At 66.9% G+C, this 25,302-nt stretch carries 13 protein-coding genes and 3 pseudogenes; 8 read left to right on the top strand and 8 right to left on the bottom strand.

The annotated features are described in order from the left end of the window. Positions 1-357 precede the first annotated feature (357 nt). Positions 358-609, bottom strand: a complete 252-nt coding sequence (locus GKC29_RS25410) for a hypothetical protein (protein ID WP_155333212.1) — start codon at positions 607-609, stop codon at positions 358-360. A gap of 281 nt (positions 610-890) precedes the next feature. Between GKC29_RS25410 and GKC29_RS25405 the strand changes: the two genes are divergently transcribed. The 4 genes and pseudogenes from GKC29_RS25405 to GKC29_RS30180 form a co-directional block, all read left to right on the top strand. After that, positions 891-2,282, top strand: coding sequence for an NF041680 family putative transposase (locus GKC29_RS25405; RefSeq protein ID WP_155334206.1), 1,392 nt, complete (start codon positions 891-893; stop codon positions 2,280-2,282). 460 nt (positions 2,283-2,742) lie between these two features. Continuing rightward, on the top strand, positions 2,743-3,087 hold the full coding sequence (locus GKC29_RS25400) for a CU044_2847 family protein (protein ID WP_155333211.1): 345 nt from the start codon (positions 2,743-2,745) through the stop codon (positions 3,085-3,087). A gap of 104 nt (positions 3,088-3,191) precedes the next feature. Continuing rightward, positions 3,192-4,469: pseudogene (locus GKC29_RS30185) on the top strand (trypsin-like peptidase domain-containing protein); the annotation flags it as partial. 1,443 nt (positions 4,470-5,912) lie between these two features. Beyond that, a pseudogene (locus GKC29_RS30180) lies at positions 5,913-8,096 on the top strand (bifunctional (p)ppGpp synthetase/guanosine-3',5'-bis(diphosphate) 3'-pyrophosphohydrolase); the annotation flags it as partial. Positions 8,097-8,587: 491 nt separating this feature from the next. On the opposite strand, the gene GKC29_RS25390 reads toward GKC29_RS30180, so the two are convergent. Together GKC29_RS25390 and GKC29_RS25385 are read right to left on the bottom strand one after the other, a co-directional pair. Further along, positions 8,588-12,163, bottom strand: a complete 3,576-nt coding sequence (locus tag GKC29_RS25390; protein WP_155333209.1) for an NB-ARC domain-containing protein — start codon at positions 12,161-12,163, stop codon at positions 8,588-8,590. Between the two features lie 775 nt (positions 12,164-12,938). After that, positions 12,939-16,379 (bottom strand): CHAT domain-containing protein, encoded by a 3,441-nt coding sequence (locus tag GKC29_RS25385; RefSeq protein WP_155333208.1) that lies wholly within the window; start codon positions 16,377-16,379, stop codon positions 12,939-12,941. Positions 16,380-16,494: 115 nt separating this feature from the next. Here GKC29_RS25385 and GKC29_RS25380 point away from each other — a divergent pair, with 115 nt between their 5' ends. From GKC29_RS25380 to GKC29_RS25370, 3 genes are all read left to right on the top strand, one after another. Then, a complete protein-coding gene (locus GKC29_RS25380) occupies positions 16,495-16,860 on the top strand; it encodes a hypothetical protein (RefSeq protein ID WP_155333207.1) in 366 nt (121 codons plus the stop codon). Beyond that, positions 16,857-17,744: a hypothetical protein gene (locus GKC29_RS25375; protein ID WP_155333206.1), complete on the top strand. Its 888-nt coding sequence runs from the start codon at positions 16,857-16,859 to the stop codon at positions 17,742-17,744. The genes GKC29_RS25380 and GKC29_RS25375 overlap by 4 nt, the downstream gene beginning before the upstream one ends. A 512-nt stretch (positions 17,745-18,256) precedes the next feature. Then, a complete protein-coding gene (locus GKC29_RS25370; protein WP_155333205.1) occupies positions 18,257-18,937 on the top strand; it encodes a hypothetical protein in 681 nt (226 codons plus the stop codon). A gap of 129 nt (positions 18,938-19,066) precedes the next feature. On the opposite strand, the pseudogene GKC29_RS25365 reads toward GKC29_RS25370, so the two are convergent. The 3 genes and pseudogenes from GKC29_RS25365 to GKC29_RS25355 form a co-directional block, all read right to left on the bottom strand. Beyond that, positions 19,067-19,409 (bottom strand): annotated as a pseudogene (locus GKC29_RS25365) (ArsR/SmtB family transcription factor). A gap of 649 nt (positions 19,410-20,058) precedes the next feature. After that, positions 20,059-20,982, bottom strand: a complete 924-nt coding sequence (locus tag GKC29_RS25360; RefSeq protein WP_155333204.1) for a hypothetical protein — start codon at positions 20,980-20,982, stop codon at positions 20,059-20,061. 294 nt (positions 20,983-21,276) lie between these two features. After that, positions 21,277-23,814, bottom strand: coding sequence for a hypothetical protein (locus tag GKC29_RS25355; RefSeq protein ID WP_155333203.1), 2,538 nt, complete (start codon positions 23,812-23,814; stop codon positions 21,277-21,279). Between the two features lie 294 nt (positions 23,815-24,108). Between GKC29_RS25355 and GKC29_RS30310 the strand changes: the two genes are divergently transcribed. Beyond that, positions 24,109-24,234, top strand: a complete 126-nt coding sequence (locus GKC29_RS30310; protein ID WP_255456091.1) for a hypothetical protein — start codon at positions 24,109-24,111, stop codon at positions 24,232-24,234. 72 nt (positions 24,235-24,306) lie between these two features. Here GKC29_RS30310 and GKC29_RS25345 read toward each other — a convergent pair whose 3' ends face one another. Further along, on the bottom strand, positions 24,307-24,549 hold the full coding sequence (locus GKC29_RS25345) for a hypothetical protein (RefSeq protein ID WP_155333202.1): 243 nt from the start codon (positions 24,547-24,549) through the stop codon (positions 24,307-24,309). A 196-nt stretch (positions 24,550-24,745) separates the two neighbouring features. Beyond that, on the bottom strand, positions 24,746-25,225 hold the full coding sequence (locus tag GKC29_RS25340) for a hypothetical protein (RefSeq protein WP_155333201.1): 480 nt from the start codon (positions 25,223-25,225) through the stop codon (positions 24,746-24,748). Positions 25,226-25,302 lie beyond the last annotated feature (77 nt).

Here is a 25,302-nt window from a genome sequence, read left to right as displayed (position 1 = left end):
ACGTCCGATCAGACCGCGGTACTTGCCCTGCACCAGCAACCATGCGTCAGACCCGGCAGCGATGTTGACCCGACGACCGACGCTCCACGTGTCGCGCTTCGTCCCATCGCGCCGAACCTGGGCTACCCACTCGTCGTAGTCGTGCCAAGCCCACCGCTGGGGGTTCCAACCTAGGAGGATCGCTGGCATACCCGCACCTTCCCGAGGTCGTTCGATGGCGTGATCCTAACCGCGCAGCCATTGACAGCGCCCGCGCTAGAACCGCCCCACGACACTCTCGGAGCCACGAGCACAACCAGCCGACGAGAGCGATCCGAACACGCCCTCACGAACGTACGCGCATCCGCTCGAACTGCGCTAATCCAACTGCTTCATACGAGAGACTCCCGTTCCCTGATATGACGCGAATCCGTCCGGGTCGATTCCGGCGGCCCTGTAGCGAGCCCACGGATCTTGTTCAGCTCCCGGAACCAAACGCGTACCGAACCCAGCCGCATTGATCGCGTTATCCTCAGCCTTCGTGATGACATAGCAGGCGAGGCGGCTGTCAAGTACATCGCGAAGCTGGTTGATGTTGGCAGGCGGATGATCGAGCAGGTCCCGGATCACGAGGTGGACCGGCTCGCGGTGCTCGATTACGAGCCCGCACTTAGCTTGTTCTTTAACCTCGGCGCCCGTGTGGGGCGCTGATCCTGTGTGGACTCGGCGTGTCATGGAGACGTAAACCGGCCACCACCTGATGATCCTTCACGTTCCCTGCAAGGACACGAAGAACAGAACAGGTGGTGGCCGTGGCCACGATTCTGGACTACCTGGGTGGCCTCGTGTTGCCCGACACGCCCACGCCCGACACGTCGGCGGTCGGGTCGGCCGAGGATCCAGCAGCGAGGTTGGCCGGGTTTCGTCGGGACTTCTACCGGTGTCTGCCACGTCGGGCGGACGCGTTGTTCGAGCTCACCGACGCGCTGCTGTGCTCGGGAGGGCCGGTGACCAGCCTGGTCGACCTGTCGTTGGCCGCCGAGCACCGCCGTGGTCACGGCGCCCTGTACGACGCTTTGGGCGCCGGCGGGATCGATGTCGCCCGGCTGCGGGTGACCCTCGCAGGGTTGGCGCTGCCCCGCGCCACGGACGGGCGGATCATGCTCGCCGTTGACGTCAGCAACTGGCTGCGCCCGGACGCGGCCACCAGCCCGGATCGGTTGTTCTGCCACACCTACGGCCGCGGCAAAGGCTCCGCCCAGATGATCCCCGGCTGGCCGTACTCGTTCGTCGCCGCCTTGGAACCAGGCCGCACGTCGTGGACACAGGTACTCGACGCGGTGCGGCTGGGCCCGGCCGACGACGCCACCGCGGTCACCGCCGACCAGCTCCGGCAGCTGATCGACCGGCTGATCCGTGCCGGGCACTGGCGCCCCGGCGACCCCGACATCCTGATCGTCTGTGACACCGGCTACGACACCGCCCGGCTGGCCTGGGTGCTGTCCGACCTGCCCGTGCTCCTGGTCGGCCGGATCCGCTCGGACCGGGTCCTCCGGTTTCCCAAGCCGAGCAGGCAGCCGGGTGCCATCGGCCGTCCCCGCAAACACGGCGCCGAGTTCGCCTGCAACGACCCGGCCACCTGGCCCGCGCCGCAACACACCACCCTCACCCCGACCAGCCGCTACGGCACCGCGCAAGCCGACAGCTGGGACCAGCTGCACCCCAGGCTGACCCGCCGCACCTGCTGGATCGACCACGACGGTGACCTGCCGATCATCACCGGCACCCTGATCCGGCTACAGGTCGAGCACCTGCCCGGCGAGCGTGACCCCAAACCGGTGTGGCTGTGGTGCTCCGCCACCAACGCCACCACCGCCGATGTCGACCACTGGTGGCAGGCCTTCCTCCGCAGATTCGACCTCGAGCACACGTTTCGACTGTTCAAACAGACCCTGGGATGGACTCGGCCGAAGATCCGCACCACCGAAGCCGCTGACCGGTGGACCTGGCTGATCATCGCCGCCTACACTCAGCTACGCCTCGCGCGACCCCTCGTCGCGGACCTGCGTCGACCGTGGGAGCGGCCAACGGCACCTGACCGGCTCACTCCCGCCCGGGTCCGTCGGGGGTTTCGGAACTTGCGCCCGAAGACCACCCTGCCCGCAAGTGCGCCGAAACCCGGCAGACCAGGTCCTGGACGCCCGTACGGATCACGAAACCGTAGACCAGCACCCCGCCACGACGTCGGTAAAACCGTCAAGCGTGACCTGAGCATCACCGCACGTAAACAGCGCACAGGTTAAAGATCAAGTTCAAGGGAAGACGCTCCTCGTCCCGCTGGACGTCGGCGGTCACGGGGCATCGGGGTGGCGGCGAGATCGTCGCCGAACTCGCGGAGCACCCGGGCGTCCAGCACGATGCCGAGGCCGGGCTGGGGTCACATAATCCGCATTGCGGGGCATGCATGCCGGGTGCTGCTGCTCCTGCCGATCCCGGCCATGGATTGGGATTTGGGTTCCCGGATTAGTACCCCCACGTACTTGACCAAGACGTGTCGAGTCGTCGCGCCGTCGAGAACTGCCGGCATGATGAGCGGTATCGCTACAAAAAGGACAAGGCCGATCATCTCCGCATTGCCAATCGAAGGGCTGGCAGGCTGGGCCGTGCCAAGGCCGGAAGATCCGGGTGTCGAGAGCCTCACGTCTTGCGAGAAGTGTTTACTCTTTGCGTGTGCAAAGTTACGCAGTCGTGGGGGAGGATGGCGTGCGTGAGGAAGCCGTAGCCGTAGAGACCGGCTCCGTTGTAGTGCCACTACACGTCGATGGGCACGTGATTTACCTGGCTAGCGCGGACCTGGTGCCGGCCATGAGCAGCGACGAGACGGAGGTGGCCGCCCGTCCAGTCGACCTCGACAACGCTCTGGCCGCACTCACGGCCTTCGCGACCAAGGTCGGGGACCACCTCAAGCAGGCCGACGTGAGCCGTTTGACCGTCGAGTTCTCCTGTGAGTTCGGCGTCGAGTCGGGCAAGTTCGTAGCGATCGTAGGCAAGGCCTCGGCGAAGTCGGGCGTCAAGGTGGGCCTTGAGTGGGACAGAACCCAGTCTTAGCGGCTGCTGCGTATACCGGCTGGGAGGAGCTTCTGCAAGCGGCCGTGGTGGCTGTTGAAGTTCCGTCACTGCCGGGAGCGCAGTCGGCGCACGGCACCGGCTTCATGATCGCGCCGGGCATCGTTGCGACTTGTGCGCACGTCCTTGCCGACCAGGAGGAGCCGCTGCCTGACCTCGTCAGCGGTCGGGCCGTTCATGCCGGCGTCGAGTTGGTCCTGGGAGTCTCGCCGGAGTTGTGCTTCCGCACGCCTGCTGGATTGGACTTGGCGCTGCTCCAGGTGAAGGAAGCTTCAGTTTCAGATGATCTTCCCGCAGTGCTGACGAGCCCTGTTGTTGCGGTGGGGGATCCCCTGTGGACTTATGGACACCCTGATGGCCTGTTTAGCGCCGGCCAGCCGGCAAGCCTTGTGTACGAGGGTGAGTCGCGGCGTAGCGAGCGGGACCCGCTGCGGATGCTGCGGGCACACGGAACACCGCTAACCAAAGGTTTCAGCGGTAGCCCTGTGGTGAACCGCCGCACCGGAGCGGTCTGTGGCATGGTCTGCACCTCCTCCGCCACTGGCAGTGCACACATGCTGCCCGTCAGTGAGATAGTCAGCCGTTGTGAGCCGGCACGTGTTGGCCTGTTGACGGCGCAGGTAGACCAACGCCGGTGGCTTGGGTCGCTGACTGATGAGCAACTCAGCGCCGGAAAGTGGCGTTTCCCTGGTCCTCAGGTCCGCGCCTATCTGACGCTTGCAGCCCGCACCGCCGCATCTCACCCCTATCACTTGCCGCCCGGGATTCCGGTGCCTCCGCTGTCTGCGGTTTACGTTCGTCAGGCAGCTCGGCTTGACCAGACGGACCAAGCCAAGGCAGGCCCTGCGCGGGCGCAACCTGCAGAGATAGTCTTCGACGGCGAAGAGGACGCCTTCCTCATTGGTGGCGCCGGAGCGGGCAAGTCAAGCCTCTTCCAGTTCACCGTCGCTGATCTCGCGAGACGGCGCCGGGACGGCGAGGTCAGCGAGGTCCCGGTTCGCGTGCAGGCAACGGACGTGCTGACCGCGCCAAGCCTAGGTGAGGCCATCGCGCGGAGCGTTCGCTCGGACTTCGGCATGCTCCATGGGAAAGGGGGGTGGTCTGCGGAGTTTTTCGAGCAGCGACCGGTGCCCGCAGGTCGATGGCTCGTCCTGGTCGACGGGCTCGATGAAATCATGGACCCTCGAAAGCGACAGCACGTGCTGAGAGCGCTCACGGAGCGCCGGTCGGCCCCTGACTGCGCTCACCGCTTCATCATCGCCACCCGTCCAGGCGCTACCGCCAGTAATGCGAGCGAGGGATGGAATCCCCGGCAGTATGAGCTGCTGGCCTTCGACGAGGAGCAACGCCTGCAGCTCGTGCAGGGGTGGTTTGCTCGGCTAGAGGTCGCTCGTTCGGAGGAGGCCGCCACCCAATTCTCGAGGGAACTGCGGCGCCTTGGTTTGGACGACCTGGCTCGGAATCCGCTCATGGCGACGATGCTGTGCCAGCTGTTCATCGCTGCTCCAGACCGCCGCCTGCCCGCGGGCCGCACGAGGATCTTCCAAGACTTCGTTCATCTTCTCCGCGAACGCCAGTACAGCGACGCCGACGGCGGCGTCCGGCAACAGCTCCGCCGCGCACTACGCCGCTACGGCGCTGACGCCGAACAGGCAGGCGAGAGGCTCATCGCCCTTGGGGACGCGCTGATCGGACGGCTCGCCGCCGACCGGCTAGATGGCGACACCACGCCAGCTGTCGACAAGCTTGACGATTGGACCCGCGACCTGCGTGGCACCTGGGTGCCGGAGGTGACCTGGCGGGAACTGCTCGCCGACTACCTGCGTGGCAGCGGCCTGCTACTGGCACGTCGTGATGACTTCGTCTTCCTGCACCAGACGATCCAGGAGTACCTCGCCGCGCAGTTCATTCCCAGCGACCGCGAGCGGAGCCATGCGGTCTTTTGGGACCTCTTCTCGCGAACTGCTGGCGGCAAGGCGCTGGCCCCGATCCCGTGGCGGCAGTCCTTTGCACGGTTCCTCGTCGCCGCATGGCAGCAGCCCGAACCGATGGCAGCCGCTTTGCGCTCTTTGGCCGCCACCGGGGGATTGAACGGCGCGCTGTTCATCACCGCTGTCATCCACGACGGCTGTGAAGTCGGCATCGACACCGTGACCGCTGCGGTGCACACCCTCGCCGTTGCCGCCCGCGACAGTCGAGGGTCTCTCGACGACCGGCACCTAGCCATAGCCACCTGCCTGCGCTTGGACCGACAAGCGGGACTGGACCTAGCTGTCAGCCTCGTCACCGACGGGCGGCAACACCCCGCGCTACGTACTACGACCCTCCACACCATGGCGTCCCTCGCCCCCAGCACTGGGAACCGGATCAGTCAGGGCGCTGATGCCGCAACCACCGCCGGCGACCAGTGGATCATGCAGCAACTAACCCGACTCGACGGCGTTGATTCTGCGGTCGTCTTATCGGCGGTAGCTAGGGACGCGGCATTCGAACCAAGGCAGCGGATCTGGGCCGCCGATGCACTTGCGCGAGCGGGCGGCGATCGCGGTTCTCGACTTCTCGTCGACCTTGCCAACGATACGGCCCTCGATTCAGCCGAGCGTCGTGCAGCCGCCACAGCACTACATGCGCTTAAGGATCCTCGAGGTGCAACGCTGTTGCGCAGGCTCGCATTTGACGAATCCGCCGTGAGCGCGGAACGTCAGTTGGCCGCCCGGACTCTCAGGGATCGACCACAAAGCCGATCCCCCGTGCGGCGATTGGTCTACCGGCTAGGCCTGAGCAAGGTCCTCAATATTGTGCCTACGGTCAGCGAGGTCCTCGAACCGCTCGTCGCCACTCACCGAGAAATCCATCCCAGCGCGGACGTGCGGATCTTGCAGCAAGCGTTTGATGCGGCCGCCTGGTGGCATTCCGGGCAATATCGCAAGTCGGGCGACCCGTACATCACCCACCCGCTTGCGGCAGCGACGATCCTCGCCAATCTCGGCATGGACACCGAGAGTCTGGCCGCAGCCCTTTTGAGCGGCACGGTTGAGCACACGGCGTACAGATTGGAACAGTTGCGCGAGGAATTCGGGCCCGAGATAGCGATGCTGGTCGATGGGATCGCAAGGCTAGACAACATTCCCGTCACAGAGGATGATTTCTATACCGCCCGGAAGGTCGTCGTCGCCGTCGCGCGTGACCCGCGGATACTCGTGATCAAGCTTGCTCAGCGCCTGCACAACATGCGTACGCTTACCTTCATTGCTCGCAGCGAGCAGGAACGGATTGCCCGCGAAACCCTGCACTTGTGGACTCCGCTGGCTCACCGGCTCGGTATGAACGCGATCAAGTGGGAGCTGGAGGATCTGGCGTTCGGGACCCTGTTCCCGAAGCGGTACGAGGAGATCAACCGCCTGATCGGGGAGCACCAGCCGCAGCGCGAGGCGCTGCTGCGCCAGGTCACCCAGAAGGTGGGCACCGACCTGAAGGCCGCCAAGGTCAAGGCGGAGGTCACCGGCCGGCCGAAGCACCTCTACTCGATCTACCAGAAGATGATCGTGCGGGGGCGCGACTTCAACGACATCTACGACCTGGTCGGCGTGCGGATCCTGGTCGACACGGTGCGGGACTGCTACGCGGCGCTGGGAAGTACGCACGCCAACTGGCAGCCGGTGCCGGGCCGGTTCAAGGACTACATCGCGATGCCCAAGTTCAACATGTACCAGTCGTTGCACACGACGGTCATCGGGCCGACCGGCAAGCCGGTCGAGATGCAGATCCGCACGTACGCGATGCACCGCACCGCGGAGTTCGGCATCGCCGCGCACTGGAAGTACAAGGAGCACAAGGGCACGCAGATCGTCGGCCCGCCGGCGCACATCGACGAGATGACGTGGCTGCGCCAGTTGCTGGACTGGCAGCGGGAGGCGGCCGACCCGAGCGAGTTCCTCGACGCGCTGCGCTTCGACCTGTCCAGCCAGGAGGTGTACGTCTTCACCCCGAAGGGTGACGTCATCCCGCTGCCGACGGGGTCGACGCCGGTGGACTTCGCGTACGCGGTGCACACCGAGGTCGGGCACAAGTGCATCGGCGCCCGGGTCAACGGCAAGCTGGTGCCGCTGGAGTCGACGCTCTCCAACGGCGACGTGATCGAGATCTTCACGTCGAAGTCCGACACCGCCGGTCCGACGCAGGACTGGCTGGGCTTCGTCAAGAGCCCGCGTGCGCGTACGAAGATCCGCCAGTACTTCAACAAGGAGCGGCGCGAGGAGGCGATCGAGGCCGGCAAGGACGCGATCGTCAAGGCGATGCGCAAGCAGGGTATGCCCCTGCAGCGGATGCTCACCTCGGATGCGCTGATGGCGATCGCCCGGGACCTGCACCTGGCCGACGTGGCCTCCCTGTACGCCGCGGTCGGTGACAGCCAGGTCTCCGCCCAGTCGGTGGTGCAGAAGCTGATGGCCACGTACGGCGGCGAGGAGGGCGCGGCGGAGGACATCGCCGAGACCGCCGTCGCCACCCGGCCGCCGCGCAGCCGGGCCAGCAGCCACGACCCGGGTGTCGTGGTTCCCGGGGTTAGCGAGGTGCGCATCAGAATGGCGCGGTGTTGCACGCCGCTGCCACCGGATGCACTCTTCGGGTTCGTCACCCGTACTGGGGTCGTCAGCGTGCACCGGGACGACTGCGCCAACGCCGAGGACCTGCGGGCGCAGAGCGAGCGGGTCGTCGAGGTGAGCTGGAAGCTCACCAGTGCCTCCACGTTCCTCGTCGCTATTCAAGTCGAGGCGCTCGACCGGCGTAGGCTCCTGGTCGATGTAGCCAAAGTGCTTGCCGACGAGCATGTGGACATCCTCTCCGCCACCGTCACCACCACCCGCGACCGGGTGGCGGTGAGCCGGTTCAGCTTCGAGATGGCCGACCCGAAGCACCTGGGCCACCTGCTGGCCGCCGTCCGCAATGTCGACGGCGTCTTCGACGCATACAGGGTCGTGTCTGGGGGATAACACGTACGCCAGGAGTGACTAAAAGGGCCAGTGCGTCTGCCGACTTGGGCGTTACTAGGCGGAGTTCCTCCGAGTTCAGGCGAGGGCAAGTGTCGTGGTCACGAGGGGTGAGGCGGAGCTTCCGACGTATGGCCGGCAGAGTTCCCACGTCCCATTGCCGAACGATCGCACTTGGAGGAGGACTCCTCACGTGACCACAAGGCGGTACCGCAACATAGTCGTCACTATGGGCTGGCTGCTCGCCTTGTAGCCATAATGCGCGTCCGGCACGGCCGTCGCTCACGCAGCGATCCCGGGACCTCCTGCCCCTGTTCGCGCCAATTCCCGATGCTGTCCCGGCGGTCGGGAATGGCATTCTGAGCAGCGAGGACGCCCTGCGCCGCATCGAGGCGGCGCGCGTCGGATCGCCGGCTGGAACGCCCGTGCCGACGAACGTTGGTGCCACCCAGCGCTCGACATCACGGAGATCTATCGCTGGGAAGACGAGGCGGTCATCCCGTCCGTGGCCGGTCCCGCATGCTCGTCAGGGCGGACTCGTCGACGGCCTGACGTGGCTGCGGGATGACCGATGCCTGCTCGCCGAAGCGGAAGTCGAAGAGATATGCCCCGCCGGCGCCGCTGACGCACAGACCTCCGTCGGGCGTCCAGCATGCCGCGTTGAGAGCGCCGTTCACGCGCATGGAGGCAATGTTCTCGCCCGTGTCCGGGCGCCAGATCCGCAGGACGCCGCCGCTGCTCGTGGTCGCGAGGTAGTCGTCGCCCGGGGAGAAGGCGCACGCGGTCAGACCGCTCACGCCTCCGGTAAAGGACAGGATGAGCTGCCCGGTGCGTACGTCGATGATACGGACCTTGCCGTCCCCGGCCGCGGTTGCCAGGCGGTCACCCGCCCTTGAGAACGAGCAGCCGAGGACCGGCCCCACGTGGTGCACGAAACATTGGAGCAATCTGCCGGTGGCCGCCTCCCAGATTTGCGCAGTCTCGTCCCAACTCCCGGTCGCGAGTAGTTGGGCGTCCTGCGACACTGCACAGGCGCTGACCCAGTTGCCGTGGTTGGCCAAGAGGTGCATCTCCCGCCCGTCGCGGCTGTCCCAGATGCGCGCGGTGTGGTCGTTGCTCGTTGTCGCGATCCAGGATCCGTCAGGCGCGATGACGCAAGCGGAGACGGACCCGAGGTGGCCCGACAGCGTATAACGGGTTTGTCCCTGGACCAGGTCCCACACCCGGGCGGTGCCGTCCGAGCTGGCGGTTACTAGCCACGACCCGTCGGGGGCCACCGCACAGCCGTGCACCGCAGTCGTGTGCTGGGAAACGACGTCGTCGATCGATCCGTCAGCGGCGCGGCGGACGGCAGCGGTGCCGTCCTGGTGGCCCGTGACTACGAATCTGCCGTCCGCCGATGCCGCACAGGCGTTGACGGGACCGGCCCCCGAGGGTTGAAAGAGTTCGTCCCCGTCCCGGGTGGCATCCCAGATTCTGGCAGTGCCGTCCCAGCTCGCCGTGACCATCCAGCTGTCGTCGGGGGCGATTGCGCAGCCGCTTAGACGCTCGCTGTGCCCTGCCAGGACGCTCGTGCACTGCTGATTCGCGGTGTCCCAGGTCCGGGCGGTGCCGTCCCAGCTGGCGCTCATAAGCCAGCGGCCGTCGTGGGAAATTGCGCATGACGTTATCCGATCGCGGTGGGCGTCGAGGACACCGAGGCATCGCCCGTCGGTGGCATGCCAGAGCCGCAGGGTACCGTCCCACCCGCCGGTGACGATCAGGGAGGCGTCGACGGAGACCGCGCAGGCCGATACTGGACCGGAGTGACCGGACAACGTGCGGCGGCGTTCACCGGTGGTCGTGTCCCAGATCATGGCCCTACCGTCGTTGCCGCAGGTGACGATCCAGTCGCCGGTGGCGGCGATTGCGCACCTGTTGACTCGGTCGGTATGGCCGACGAGTGCTGGCCCCGGCGCACCGCTCGGGAGCCGCCACATCCGCGCGCCGCCCCGCGCGCCGATGGTGGCGAGCCATTCCCCACTGGGTGAAATCGCGCAGGCGGTGGCCGGCTCAGTCAAGTTGACGACGAGGGTTTGAGTCCCGGTGCTGGAGTCCCACACCCGGACCGTGCCGTCCTCGCCAGCGGTTGTGATCCACAGTCCGTCGGTCGAGACTGCACAACCGAGTACCTGCCCCCGGTGTCCGCTCAGCGTAAGCTGGGTCTGTCCGGTTGCGGTGCTCCATACGTGCGCGGTCGCGTCGCTGCCCGCCGACACCACCCATGCTCCGTTAGGGGCCACCGCACAGTCGGTGACGAAGCTGTCATGGCCAGCCAACACCCGCACGACCGACGGATGTCGATCGGGCGGAAGCCATCGGTTCTCGAGGCGAGGTGTGGTGCTGAGCGACGCGCGGTATGCCACCAGCAGCGGGTCTAGTTCGGGTGCGCCGTCGAGCCGGCTCATGAGGAGTGCCGGGTACGAGTGTCCGGGCGTGATGGGGGTGAGGGTGTGTCCCTCCCTCGCTAGCGTCGCCCGCAGGGTCGCGGCGGTGGGATCGTCGACCCGGTGAAGGTCCGCCTCGACCGCGGCCACGTCGTATCTGCGGCTCTTCTCCGCAACCCAACGGAGATCGCACACGAGAGAGACCAGTTCGGCCGTTTGGCGCGCCTCCGCGAGGTGGTAGCACACCTGCCGCCAGAGGTATTCGGCTTGGTCAGGCAGAAGCCACCAGGGTTGGGCGCCGCCCGACGCATCCGCGTAGACGGGGAGGGCACGCCGGGCCTCCCGCAACAGCAGGGCGTTGAGCGCAGCCAGCCGCTCGTCGCCGCACTGGTGACGCAGGTACAGACGGATCACGTCGTGCAGCCGGATGGTACCGATATCGCGGTGGTAAATGGCGACGAGAGAGAGCTCGGATAGATCGTTGCAAAGCTTTGCGATCGGTCCCGGCGCCATTCCTCCAGTCGCTCCCCATAGCGCCTCTAGCATGCCTGGGGGGATGTCCACGTCCTCGCCGAAGATTCCCAGCTCGAGGTATCTCTGTCGACTCGTCTCCGGCAGCAGCGACAGGCTCGCCTGCACCGTGAGGTGCACCGCCCGGTCGCGGCGCTGTTCGACGCTGACATCGAGCGATGACGGGCCCTGGTCGGAGAGTTGCCGTATCAGTGAATCGCAGGCTTTCCCGAGTGGAATGCCATCGCGGAGCGAGCGGCGGAGCGCGGCGTTGACCATCGCCAGCAGCAGAGGCCAGCGGCCCGTGATGCTGAGCAGCTTCTGGGTGGCGTGGGCGGGCAACGGTGGCAGGTTCGCGTTCAACAGATCCTTGGACTCGATCTGCCTCATCTGGTCGACGCGCACCGTTTCGGCATTATCCGGAAGGAGCCCGGGAATCCGGGTCGTGACGAGCCGGGTGGCTTGTTTACCGCCGAGCAGAAAGGGTCGGAGCTGTGCAGCGTCCCAAACGTCGTCGACCACGAGGAGCGTCGGTGGTCCGTCATCGAGCAACTGTCCGAGCCGGTGACCTGCCTGCTCCGGATCCGAGAAGCTCGGACGCTCGCCGGTCAGATGCTCGCAGAGATCGTTGACTCGCGCGGCGAGATCGGGCCCGTGCTGTTCCTGGCCAACCGTGACCCACAGCAGGCCGCCGCGGAACAGTTCGCGGACCTCGGGGCGGCTGCACACGAGCGCCGCTAAGGTGGTCTTCCCGAACCCGCCGGCGCCGTGCAGCGCCGTCGTGACCCCGACCGTCTGTCCGGTCGCCCCGGCGAGCAGGCGGAGCGTCTCGGCCACCAGTTCGGGGCGGTCGATCGGCCGCCGATTCAGAAACGGCGCCATCCAGGGGCGACCCGACGCGGCCCGCTGCTCCGCCCGGGTCGCGACAACCACCTCCGGCGCCACGTCGGGCTGTCCACCCACGCCGCGCCAGGCCAGGATGGCGAGCCAGATGCCGATACACAGGACCAGCCCGGTCACCCACCAGCGATACTCGCTGAAATCGAAGGCGCTGGTGGCGAGGTTTATCAGCGCCGCGACGGTCAGGTCCAGGATAACGACGATAGCCGCACGCCCCGCTGGCCTTGCGAACAATGCAGCCCCCTATGCCCTACGGGAACCTCGGCCGGTCACAGCATCATGTACCGCTGCGTCCAACCCGGCCATCGCCGTTCGTTCATTGTCCTCGGTACAGTCGATCGGCGCGATCTGCGGTTGTCACGTATTCCAACTGGCGGTCGCCCGCTCGTTAGCCGGGACCTCCCCAGTACGCGTGGAGCTAGCCGCCGGCGGCCTGCGGGACACTACCCAAGCGCGACTCGTGCGGTCCAAGGCCGACGCACCAAGTCGTCCTCAACCTCGCCGGAACCAACGACACCAGCCAGCTCCTAAACCATCCTGCCCCGCCGCGGGCACCGGCTGCGCGTCACCGATCAGAGGCTGAGCCACCTCCTCCGTCGCAGGAACGAACAACAGTCGACGAATCTCCTCGACCGATGTGAAGTCCAGCCAGGCTGGGCCCTGGTAGGTAGCCCACAGGCACTCGGCCGGCGACGACGGAGGGGGCGGCGCGTTGGCGCAGGGCGTGACCATTGTGGTCAAACCCGGGGCAAATTAGGTAGGACTCGAAATCCGTCGCCGTGCCTGCCTCGACCACCTGGCTGGCTGAGATGGCCCGTGGAGCCGCAGCGGCCGCGTTTAACAAAATCCATGAGCGGGCCGTGTAAAGGCGTGCCGAGCCTGATTCGGCGTCGGGGCCCACATCGAATCCGTCCGCCTACGCGCCGATCGACACGGTGTCGAGGTCGGCCCGATCCGGCCGCCACTGTTCTCGCTGGCCCGGACGCTCCGACAACCAGCCCGGCGGCAATCAGCCCGCGCCGTGGACGGCGAACGCAGCCCAGTGCCGCGGCGCCGCGAACGGACGCCTCCTGTACCGCTCATCCGTGCACCGCCCGGCCTCGGACCGGAGCGCATCCGGTTCGCCGGCGCCGCCGGCCTGCTGAAGATCGAATGCCCGCTGCTCCCAGAACAGATAGCGATCCATTTCGCCGGCAGCCTGATGCGCCCGCGCAACGATCTTGGTGGCCAGCAAGGTCTCTGCCGCGCCCCCCGGTGCGACCGCCGTGGCCCACTGGACTAGATCGGTTGCCGTGCTGGTGCGCATCCGGTGCTGGGCCGCGGCCAGCGCACCCGACACGTTGCCCAGCCTCCACGCGGTCTCAAGATTCAGCTCCTCATAGAACCAGCTCATTAGCAGCGCCGTCGACAGGTCAGGCACAGGCCGCAACGTCGTCAGCAGAGCCGGTGCGCCCGCGGCCAGCAGGGTTTGGGTCAGCCCGGCGAGCTCATCACCTGGCTTTACCTCGTGTCGGCCGCTGTTGCAGGCGCTCAGGACAGTCAACACGCCTGACCAGTCGAGTGACGCGAGCTGGGCCAGGGTCACGAGCTGGGCTGTCTGCTCCGCCCCCGCCAGCAGCAACCCGGAGCGTTCCGGTCGGCGCTCGTCGAAGTAACCGTGGCAGGCGAGATGCACTAGCCGCGGCCGATTCGCCGCGGACAGCGTCGCAGCTAGCCATTCAAAGGTCACGTCGGTACCGGTGACCGCTGTGGTACCGAGCCGCGTCGCCGCGATGGCGCATTCGACGCGGGCGAACGTCAGGTCGAGCGTGGGGTCACCGCCAACGACCGCGCCACGGCCTCGGGTGCTTCTGCGCTGTAGGCGAGCGGTACGTAGCAACGACGCACTCGGCAGCAGCACCGTGCCCGTCCGCGGCCGCCCGTCCGCGCTGAGATGAAGCGGCGCCCGATGCAGCGCGTCGTGCGGGACCACGTAGAACCGCCCGTCGCCGACGGCATCGTCCAACGCCTGAACAAGCTTAAGGTAGGTGCGATGGGTCAGCAGACGGTCCCAGGCGTCGTCCGCGTGGTCGGCGAGAATCTCCAGCATCTCAAAGTATCCGGCGGTCTCGTTCGGACCGAGCAGCTCAATGCAGTCGAATCTGCCCTTCACGAAGCGGAACAAGTACAGCGATCGCCCGGCGAAGAACTCGACGAGGGCGGCGCCGTCCTCTTGGGTGAGCGCGGCGAGCACCTCGTCTGCGTCCATGGGTTCGGCGCGCCGATGGGCGACCAAGGCCCGGTTGTCCTGTGCCAGCTGTTCCCACACCTCGGCAATCTGCGCCTCGAGCGGGCCGATTTCCTGGCTGATCTCCCAGAGCCGCTGGGTGCGTGATCTGGTGTCCTGGGACCGGGAAACGTCTGGGGTCCGCCTGATTTCGGCCCGCATCTGGCTGACCCGCTGCCACAGGTCCGCCTCTCGCGCCCTGACCGGGTCATCACCCACGTCGTGGGTGACGGTGCGGATCGAATCCAGCAGCATCCGCGCCTTGCTGCGCTCCAGCAGCGCGAACGCCTCCGGCGCCCGATTCAGCTCCACTGCGAGCGAGATGGCGGCGTCGTACGGGGGAATGATGCTGTCTTGAAGTCCCTCCGGCCCCAGCGCCCAGCCGGCGATCCGGCGCAGTTCTTCGTAGGCGTCGCAGGTGGCCCGCAGGTGGGCGAAGGTCTCCGTGCTCCGCTCGTCGCGCGCGCCGGCTAGGGCGGACAGCGCGTTCTCGATGAACAGCGTCAGGGACGGGCTGTCGGTCGAGGCGCGCAGCGCGGTGAGCCTGGTGACGAGTTCCGGCAGTTCGGGGTGCGTGGGATCGCGTTCGCAGAGATGGATGATAAGGCGGCTGAGCCGGCGCGCGAGCAGGTGTACCCACATAGCCTTGTCCGTCGCTGCGTCCTTCGGGTCCGCGCCGTCGGCGCTGCGACTGCCGCTGTCGTCGGAAGCGGAAGGAGCGGCAGAAGCGTCGGGCGCGGCCGGGGAGTCTGCGTCAACCGCAACCTGGACCGCGGCGATCGATCGCCGCAGATAGCGTTGGGCGAGCTCGTCCGCGCCCGCCTCGGCGCATAGGCCGAACGCGATGCTATCCAGTACCCCGGCGTCGGACTGGAAATCGTCGGCGGGCCGGCCTTGCGCCGCCAGGTGATTTCGGATCGGAGCGTCGATGAGGTCGGCGAGCGCGCGTGCTCGGGCGACGTACTCCAGCTGCGAGAACTCCGCGTGCTGGCCACGGGAGAGCAGGCTCGCGAGGTTGGTCAGGGCCCCCTGCTCGGTGATCGCGTTACCGAGGACATGCGCCTGCATCCGAGCTCGTTGCAGCATGTCCCAGGCCCGCTCCAGATCGCCGGTGGACATGTAGAGAAATCCCAGGCTGGACCATACCCGGGGCAAGAGGTGGTGGGCCTGCAACTCCGCGAACGACGCCTCCGCCTGCCGCAGGGCCTGATCGGCCTCAGCGTACCGGCCTTCGTGCAGGAGGACCTCGCCCTGCTCGGTCTGGTCGTGGCCCATCTTGGCCAACAGGCCAATCTCGAGGATCGGGGGCAACCGATGATTGTCCGACGGGAAGAGCTTCCAGGTATTCTCCTCGATCTCGCGAACGCGCTGCCGGAACCGCGTTCCGTAGTGGTCGGAGTCGATTTGCTCGGCGGCGACCCGGTGAATCAGATCGTGCGCACGCCTGAACGCTGCCGCGGACGCCGCCGCATCGTGGCCGCGCCCCACGACGGCCAGGTTCTCGTATGCCTTGAAGGCGTCGTAGTCGCAGCCGAGCCGCTCGAACTCGTCCGCGGCGACCCTGCAGTGCTCGATCGCCGCCGCCGCGTCACCCTGACGAGCGAGCTCCAGGCCGAAGTTGTCAGTGATGATGGCCCGGTCGAACGGTTCGAGGTTTGGCTGCGCCAGCGCTTCCCTGTACAAATCGGCCGCACGGTCGTCACCTTCCGCATGTAGGAACCGAGCGTAGTTCTGCAGAGCATGTGCAAGACCGGATCCGGGCCCGTGGGCCTGTGCATACTCCACAGATTTCTCGAAGTACCCAACGGCGGCGACTGGGTTATCGTCGGCAGACTCCACCAGCGCCAGCCCTTCGAGCGCCCCGCTTGCCGCGTCTAGATGCCGCAGCTCAGCGGCGATCCCGAAGGCCTGTTTGTAATGGTGCCGGGCGGCGTCGAACCGCCGCATCTGCCGCGTGCACTGCCCAAGCATCCGATGAGCCGCGAAGATCGTCATCGTGGGCTGGACGCCCGGACGCTCGTGCTCATCGATCACATTAAGCAGCAACGGGTAGGCCAAGGCGTGCTGCCCATCGCGCAGCAGCTCCATCGCGGTCGCGACGGCCTGCCGGAGCACTTCGTCGGCCGAAATGGCGGGGCGACTGTCGCCGGGTCCGCTGTCTTCGGAAGGTGCGGGCTTTGCCATGGAGAGGAAGCTACCGCCGGTATACAGAGCGGCGCTGTCGGTTTCACGGGGGATCGACACACTGGTAGGTCGGTCCGTACCGTACGGGACTATCGGCCGACGAGGTGAGTGTGAAGTGCGAGAACAGATCTTGGCTGCGCTGTGTCTGGCCCTGCCGCGGATGCGCGCCGAGGCCGCACAGCGCGACGCGGCCGGCGTACTTGAGGAGCTAGTCAGTCAGGCCCGCGGCGGTGCCGACGTGGCGCAGACGCTCCTTGAGTTCGCTGCGGCCTGGGACATCGAGGTCGACGTGGACTCACAGTCTTCGCGGGCCGACGTGATGCCCGTGCTTCCCGGCGTCTTCGCCGCGCGCGCATTCGTGCAAATTTACCGCTGCCCCGGCCAGGCGTGCTCGCGGCGGTGGGTCCGGCAACCCGCGATCGACCCGCCCGAGTGCGCCATCTACGGCCCGCGGCTTAGCAAACCGGACCCACTGTCATGAACGCTGTCCTCGCAGAACTCGGCAAGAAACTCGCCGACAAGTGGGTGACGCTGCTGGTTTTGCCGGGCCTGCTGCTCGTGGCCACCACGGTGCTCGCGGGCACGCTGCACCACAGCCACGCCTTCGATTTGCACCTGCTTGTCACTCGCGCGACCGCGATGACGAAGGCGGTCGAGCGTGCCGGTGGCGTCGCCGTTGCCCTCCTACTGGTTGTCGTCCTGCTGCTGGCCGCGGCCGGGGGGCTGCTGGCCCGCGCGTGCGGCGCGGCGGTCAGAGGGCTGTGGCTCGGGGGATGGCCGTGGCCGCTGCGGAGGCTCGCGGTTACATGTACGCGACAAAGATCGACCCGATGGGCGGATGCAGCCGACCGCTTTGCCCTTACTGCGCTGGCCGAGGTGCCCGACGCCGACGCGGTCGACGACGCGGCCCGCCGACGCAACGCCATCGGGGTGTCGCCACCGAGGCGGCCCACCTGGATCGGTGACCGGCTGGCCGCCGTCGACGCGCGAATCAGCCAGGAGTACAGCCTGCAACTTGGCATGGTATGGCCACGACTGTGGCTGATCCTGCCGCCGGACGCACGTACCGAGGTGCGCGTGGCCGCCGACAGCTTCGACGCCACAGCCCGGCTGTCCGGCTGGGGACTGCTCTACCTCATGGTGGGGTTCGTGTGGTGGCCGGTGGCGCCGGTGGGCGCGGCTGTACTCCTCTACGGCTGGTGGCGTGGCCGCGCCGCCGCATCGGTACTGGCTGACCTCCTGGAGTCCGTCGTGGACCTGCACGGCGCAGACTTGGCCCGGCAACTCGGTCTCGCCAGCGAAAACGCGCCGCTGTCGCCCACGCTCGGCGCCCGGATCATCGACATCGTCCGCAAGGGCGCTTAAGAAATAAGAATGATGTCGGATACAGGCTGCATGTTGGTTGATCTAAATGGTGAGAAAGGGCGAGTGGTCGCGGCGCTGGAAGGACTGCCCGGCGCCGTACGGGCCGCTGGCGAGGACCCCCGCGGTGGCGGCATCAGTGGGGTTGATCCCACACGACGTACTTCGCCGACCACGACATACGCAACCCGACGGACCCGAACCACCCCGACCCTCCGATCACGATCCGGGACCACCACCCGAGGCGCACTTCTCCCAGCTGCGTGAGCAAGGGCTGCTCACGAGCCGGAGTGACGCCCGACGCGGCGCGCAGCTTTAGGGTCCGCTGGGATGGCCGCTGGCAGGTGCATCGCGGGCCCAGCTCGGGGCATGGCCGATGGCAGCTCCCAGGGCATGCGGTAGCTTCTACCCTCGATCACGGGGAACTGCATCGGGAAGGGTCGAATCCCTGTCGCTTCGCCGGCTGGTACGCGCGAGGGGTGACAAGACCCTTGCCCCTACATCGGAGGCAGGTCGTGAGTTCCTACACCATCACCATCGCCGCGGACGATCCCAGCCGCGCGACCACAACCGTGACGGTCGAGTTGAACGGCGCTACCGCGCGCATCACCGAGCTGGTCGTACGCGCCGGTGAGGGGGACGGGCTGAGCGCCGGCCAGATTCCCGCGGTCGATCTGGACCTGCTGCTGAGGGCGGTCACGCCTGCCGTCGGCGGACAGCAGGTGTTGACGGTGTCGGCTGCTGCTGCGGCCGACGAGGCTCCCGCTCGCGTACCCGATGACGAGGTGGCCGTCGCCGACAGCGGAGCGGCCCAGCCTGTCGCCGCCACCACGTCCACCGCCGATGGGCCGACTCCGACCGGTCCGGTGAAGAGCGAGGCGACCGAGGCCTCTGTTCCTAATCAAGCATCGCGAGCGAAAGCACCGGCCGCCGGCGAAACCCGGTCGGGTGGGCGGAAAGCCGCGGCAGATGCCAAGGCCAGGACCGCAGGTCGGAAGGCCACCAAGCAGACAGGGAAGGGCGAGCCGTCCCCGGGCACGGGTCGGGTGTACCGGCGGTCACCGGATGATCTGGCGTCGGTGTACCAACAGGCCGGCAATGTGGCGGCGGTCGCCGATCACTATGAGGTGCCCCGGCACACCGCCCAGGGGTGGATCCGTACGCTGCGCCGCCGGCAAGCCAGCCCAACCGAGTAACAGCACCGGGTGCCGGCACACAGCACCGTCGCCTCGCGCTGTCTGGGACCGGTGGCAGGCCGGCCGGTCGGTTCGCTGGCCACCACGAAGTCGACGGGCGGTCGCCGGGGGGAGCCGGCCTTTGGCCGCTCAGCGGGTCCTCTTCGTCGCCCGCTTGCGGGGGCGGCGTCAACAGGTCGGCGATCGCCGCGATCGCGGACGGCACCAGGCGGTAGTACGCCCAGACGCCGCGCTTCTCGCGCTCGAGCAGGCCGGCCTCGGTGAGGATCCGAAGGTGATGACTCACGGTCGGCTGGGAGAGACCGAGCGGCGCGGTGAGGTCACTCACGGGTGCCTCGCCCTCTGGAGCGGACTGGATCAGACTGAGCAGTCGGAGCCTGGCCGGGTCGGCGATTGCCTTCAGCACTCCCGCGAGCCGCTCGGCGTCGCCACGCTTGATCGGCTCGCCAGCAAGCGGCGAGATAGCAGGCATGGCAGTTTCGCAGTTCCCACGTCTTCCATCGTTCCACCAACACTGTCGATAGGCCGGTGGAACCAGGACTGTTGCTCCGATGGCGACCACGAGGCCGGGTGCGAGGATGCTGGGGCCGGGGGCGGCGAGGGGTTGCGAGCAGCCGCTGCGCATCCTCAAGGGGCGTCAGGGACGCTGCGACGACGTGGCGTCGCATGGCGAAGCCTCGTCCGCGCTGCTCACGCAGCATGCTCGTAGTCGTGGAGAACCTCCGCGGAGGCGTCTTCGTGTATCGAGGCGATCTTGTCCGCGGTCGGTGAACTGCGCGGGCAATGGTCATTCGGTTGTGAGGCGCGACGGGGTTGTCTCAGCACGGGGAAGGCGCCCTGGTCGAGTTCCTTGCGTCTAGGTGAGCGCACGGCTGTAGGCGCCGGGCATCACCCGCTCGCCGAACAGCGCCGCGAGTTGGGTGAGGGCCGGAGATGAGGACTCCGACAATGCCCGCCTGCAGAGCATGCTGCAACACCTGCAGCTCCTGACCTAGCCGGGCGGTTGTCGTTAGGTGCAGCGGCATGGCCGCAGGCAACCCTGCCTGCGGCCATGCCGAAGCCCGCCTTCAGCCTCCACACTTCGGCGACTTGCCCGAACCGCGCGATCCCGCCGATCGACGCTAGCGAGAGGCCTTTTCGGCCCGGCCCTGTCGAGCCCACATCTGATGTCCGTCCGGCCAGCTGACGGCCGGCCCGTCATTGGCGTGCAAGCGTCCCTGCTCGTCGAGTTTCACCGATGTGGGCCGTGGGCCGTTCACTGATGATCGCCACGTCCGCGAACGGCCACCATGGGCCGGACGCCAGCGCGGCATCTCGGCATCCCTCCCACGCGGGGTCGGGGGCTGCTCCGAGCACCGTCCGGTAGGTGTCGATCGCGGCGAGGATGACCAGGTCGGGGTAGTAGCGCCAGGCGGCGTCGGAGACCGGTCGTCGAGGTCCGGCAGGCTGTAGCGCACGACGGCGCGCCCGTCGTCGTTCTGGTCGACGAACCCGTGATCGTTGTCCCAGTACCAGGCGGGATGCAGCGTGTACCGGCCGGTGATGGATTGGCCCAGAGCCCGCCACATGGGGGAGAGGACCAGGTCGTAGGCCTGCCGGACGGCGCGTAGAACGGGGGTGCAGCGCCGCGCGTTCGACCGGCAGGACGGGCGGCACTGGTACGGGCGTTCCATCAGGTCGTAGCGTTCGTCCATGCCGTCATAGCGCTGCTCCCCGTAGTACCCCTCCCGCTCCATGAAGGAGTGGAAGTCACCAAAGGCTCTGCCCCGTTCGGTCTCGCTTGCCCGCTGCCACAGCGGGGCGCGTGCCACCGACAGGGACCTGTTCAGCACCATCCGGCGGACCACATCAACCAGCGGCGTGTGGCCATGGTCGACAAGGTGCTGGAGGTGTTCCAGCGCGGCCCAGGGAGACGGGCACCAGAGAAAGCGTGCTGGTGCTGCATGGCAACCGTCAGACCGCCGCCGCTCCTGGCCGATAGCGCCATCGCCGCGCTCGGTCTCGCGACCAACGAGTTGTCCACCCCAGATCTTCGCCCGATCCAACAAGCCACCGTGATACCCCGATACCTCTCTCATTCCCTCGGTCCAACCAACGGGGCGGAGGTACGTCGGCCAAGCGACGGGAGTGGCGTTCAAAGCCTTGGCGATGCTCTTCGAACTCCGCATCACCGAGTACGGATGGACGCGCGAGGCGTTCGCCGTAGAGGCTTGAGTCTTCCTGCCGTTAGGGCCGGCGGGTAGACCGGAATGGCGTCGTCGGGTGCATCAAGTGTCCGGAAACCCGAAGCACCCGACGACTGCTACTGAGGAGTTCACCCGTGACTTGTCGCAGTCCGCCTAGAACTCTGGGTCCTCCGGATCTCCGCAGTTGGAGACGTGTGTGATGGTGGGACTTACGGGGAAGCGGGCGAGTTCATCGGCCGTGACCTGGTCCCAGACGTGGAACTCGAGGTTAGCGGCGTGCTGGGCGTTCACCCAGCATATGAACTCCCTGCCGGTTGGTATGTGCACCCGCTCGTTGCCCTGCAGTACCCAAGATCTACCGCTACTCTCCCGCAAGACGATCGCGTCGGAGGTTACCTGGCCGGGAGACAGATCCCTTGTAGCGGGGCGGGCTCCATCGCAGACGGCGTCAGGTGCGTTCTCGGGTTTGACGTGGGCGGCGCCTCGGTAGGCGGTGATGTCGGCGTCCCAGTCCACGGCGTAGTGGCGTGCAAGGCACAGGTAGGTGCCGCCGTCGCGGATCGGTCGCATGATCCTGTCGTCGGTGGTGAACAGCCAAGCGTTACCCGTGCTGTTGCGCACGATGCGCGCGGGGGGAAGACCTGTGTTGCCGCCGCCTCCGACTGGCCTGGTAATGCCGGCGTACAGGGAGTCCTGACAGGCCGCGTTGATCGACCAGGTGTAGCCGGTTCGGCGGATGCAGGTATGGCCAATGTGACGGCCCAACCCGTCCACTATCGGCTTCGCCGCGTAATGCTCGACCCTCAGCGGGACGGTGCCCAGTGAGCCCCACACCGACGAGTCGACAAGGTCGACGGCGATCTGGCCCCATTCAAGCCACTTGACTAGTTCGCGGGCCTTGAGCAAGCCGTTGGCGCCGAGGTCTGCCTGCTGTGGCGTGATCGCGCCGCGGTTGGCGAGATCCGTCAGCAGGGCGGTGAGGCTTATGTAGAAGTTCTCGTAGTTGAAGCAATTGAACAGGGCGAGGGCGAACTCCCGGGCGATGTGAAAGTCCGTCTTTGCGGAGCTGGCCCTGACTGCGTCATACGTGCACGCAACGAGTTGGAAGACACGCTGGCGGAGAGTCGGATCGGACAGGGCTGGATCAAGTTTGTCCAGTACCACGCCGAGGGTCTTGTCCAGCGCGACTCGCGCCAACGACCGCAGTCGGTCAGGCTGCATCTCGACCGTGCCGGCGGTGCCGGCTGGTACGGCGGCTGAACCGGTGTCACCAGGACCGAGGAACTTCGCGCCGGCGGTGTTGACGGTGGTGAGCGCCAGTGTGATCAGGTCTGTTTCCAGGCTGTCGTCGCCTGCGACGGTGACGTCACCAGAGTAGTGGGCCAACTTCTGGATCGTGCCGGTGTTGTTGCGGAGTTGGACCTTGACGTCGGGGCCCCAGTTGCTGCTGCCGGCACCGGTCTGCACACAGTGCTTGATCAAAAAGCCCGCCGGCGGCACCGGGTTACCGGGCAGGTTGAGCAGCGCGCCATCCAGGTGCGCCTCTGCGCCGTTGTGCGTCCAGCGATTGGTATCGCCCTGATGCGACCACGGCTCATTCGGGCATCCAGGTGCAGGAAACCTGTCTCCGAATAGAATCGAGGCCGCCGGCTCCAACACCCAGTTCGCCTTACGGACGGCCCACTCCAGCACCGACAAGTCGTTGACGTGCCCGGTGACGGCACCACTGATCGGATCGACCCGAACATCAGCGCCCACCACTGGTTCTGCGACCGTTCGATGGGCGTCACGCCAGTGCAGCAGGTATGGCTGCCAGTCTTCCCCCGCGAATGTGGCCGCGAATTTGGCCGCCGGCACCGTGACCTCGGCTCTGTCATTGCCACCCCGCCACTGCCCGTGGATGTGGAAGTCCGCCATGGGGTAAGCCGGCCCGGGAAGCCTCTGTGGCGGGCTAGGCAACGGACGGATCTGCAACCATGCGCCGCCTGGATCGTCGATGATGCCCGCCGGTGCATGCAGCGCATAACCGTCCCGGGCGACCGTGGTCGGCAAGGACGGGTAGGCCCACCGCCAGCTGCTGTCGGCGGTTCGTACCGGCATCGGCGTGAGACAGCTTCGGCCGATCAGTTCATCCAGCCTGCCCTTCCCGACACCGGCCACGCGCTCTGGCGTGATATGGCGCAGTGTGGCGAAAGGCCGGGCGTCGACGAGCCGCTCGGCGGTCGGACGAGCGAGCTTGAGTAGGCGCACCAGGTCATCGACGGAAGCAGACTGCAAGTCCACCTTGTCGGAGGCGGCGCAGTGTTCGGACGAGGGCGGTGGCGTACCGGGCGGCGTGGCGCAAACCTTTCCCTCTGCCAGTATCCGATCAAGCTGCCCAGGGCCAATCCCTTCCACCACACTCAGGTCGCGCGCCGACAGATACGGACGGTTGTGCACCACCCGCTCGGCCACCGGCGGCGCGACAGCCAGGACGGAAACCAGTTCCGGCACGTCAGCATGGTTGAGATCGGTCCGGCCTTCGGAGCAGGTCATGACGATCTCGGGCAACATTGCGGCTGCCGGAGGCACCCTGACCGGCTCTGCGGCTTCCGCCTGCGTCGCTCCTGACACCGTCAACAGCGACGCAGCGAGCGACACTAACGCGAGTTTGCTGGTGACCCTGGCAACCCCTGGTTCCACCATCTCCACCATCCCTCGTTAACGCGAAGAGGACTCGCACGACGCGGAGAAACCGCACCGTTTCGACATAGGGGGAGTGTGTCGCGGCAGATGTGAAGCGACATCGTTAGATCGGCCGGAATGAGCTGACTGTGCAGGCTCGGTAGCTCTGAGCATTGGAGACGTTTGAGGGCTGCAACGGCAGTAGTGGATGTCGTGTAGCCGAGGGTGTCTGCCGTGACGCGGGAAGCCTGACCTCACCGACCGCCGTACTCCATCGCTTCAAGAGACCCGGCCACGGCGGCGCTCGCGGGTGACGCCGACGTGGCGTTCGAGCATCAGCGGTGGCGCCACCGGGTGCGATACGCACGCGCCCGGCCGGACATGACTGTCTACGACGTGCCGCTGCTGCTTGGCGACGACGGCGGCCATTTCGGCGACCCGCCGTGAACGGACCGAGCGCTGCAAACCGTGCCGCCGTCAACCACCGGACCTGGGACTCAGCCTGCAAGATCCGCCTTGTCAGGGGCTCGATTGCGACGCCCAGAGTAGGACGTCGCGCCAGTCCGCACGGGCTGCCTGGCTGTACTGGCGGACGAGCCGCCAGTCGCCCTTGGAAAGGTCGAGGATGGCGTGGAGGACCTGCTCGTACGGTGGCGTCAGGGGTAGCTCCTCGGGTGAGGGCAGGAGGTGGCGGACAGACTGCGCGTACTCGTCGGAGCCGGCGGCAAGGCGCTGCTCAATCGACTCGGGCAACGGGCTCATGCTGGTGAACCCTGCCAGACATCACCTCGTCGGCTGCCAGCACGTCTGGTTGCGACAGCAGCGCCGACGCCAGGCGGGCATACCGCCCCTCCCGGCCGCCGATCCAAGCATCTGCCAAGGGACGTTGGGACTGGGTGCCTCGAGTCGCGGGTCTGGGTCTCGTCCTGTGGCCAGTGCTCGACTGGCGGCGGCTTCGTCAGACCCGGTTGAACCGGTAGAGGACGCAGCTGTCGGGATCGCCGACGTACCAGTAGAGCCAGGGATCGGTGCGGCTGCCGGAAATGTTGAGGTCGGTGCCGTAGCCGCCGTTGTAGCCAGGCGGGGATTCGAAAATCAGGTCGATGTCGCCGAACGGGTTGTCCGCTGGTTCAAGGAACCACTTTCCGGGGCCGGACAAGGGCGGGCGAGACTCAAAGCCGTCGGAGTTGTCCAGACCGCTGGCGGTGAGTGTGCCGTCCGGACGCAGCTCCAACCGGCCGCCGTCGTCCGTCGCGTATGAGCCGGCCAAGTCAGCCGCCGTGATGCCTGCAGGGCGTTCGGTGCCGCAGCCGAAGTAGTTCACCGGACCGAAGACGACCCAGAAGCCGGTGCAGGCAATAACCAGGGCTCCACAGGCGCCGAGAACGGCGACGATCACTCCGACGGAGACGGCGGCGGCCGTCCGGCCTGTGTTCACCGGCGCAGGATACGACAGGGCCGATGCCGGCCCATTTCAACGGTCTGGGCTTCAGCGACCTGCTTGCCAGCCGGCAC

It is taken from the genome of Micromonospora sp. WMMC415, from assembly GCF_009707425.1.
In the GTDB taxonomy this organism is placed as follows: Bacteria; Actinomycetota; Actinomycetes; order Mycobacteriales; family Micromonosporaceae; genus Micromonospora.
This window is presented reverse-complemented; position numbering and strand designations above follow the sequence as displayed.

Bases quoted from the DNA above. Each gene is read 5' to 3' on its own strand.
- GKC29_RS25385 (WP_155333208.1), bottom strand. From the start codon at position 16,379: ATGGCAAAGCCCGCACCTTCCGAAGACAGCGGACCCGGCGACAGTCGC.
- GKC29_RS25375 (WP_155333206.1), top strand. From the start codon at position 16,857: ATGAACGCTGTCCTCGCAGAACTCGGCAAGAAACTCGCCGACAAGTGG.
- GKC29_RS25345 (WP_155333202.1), bottom strand. From the start codon at position 24,549: ATGAGCCCGTTGCCCGAGTCGATTGAGCAGCGCCTTGCCGCCGGCTCC.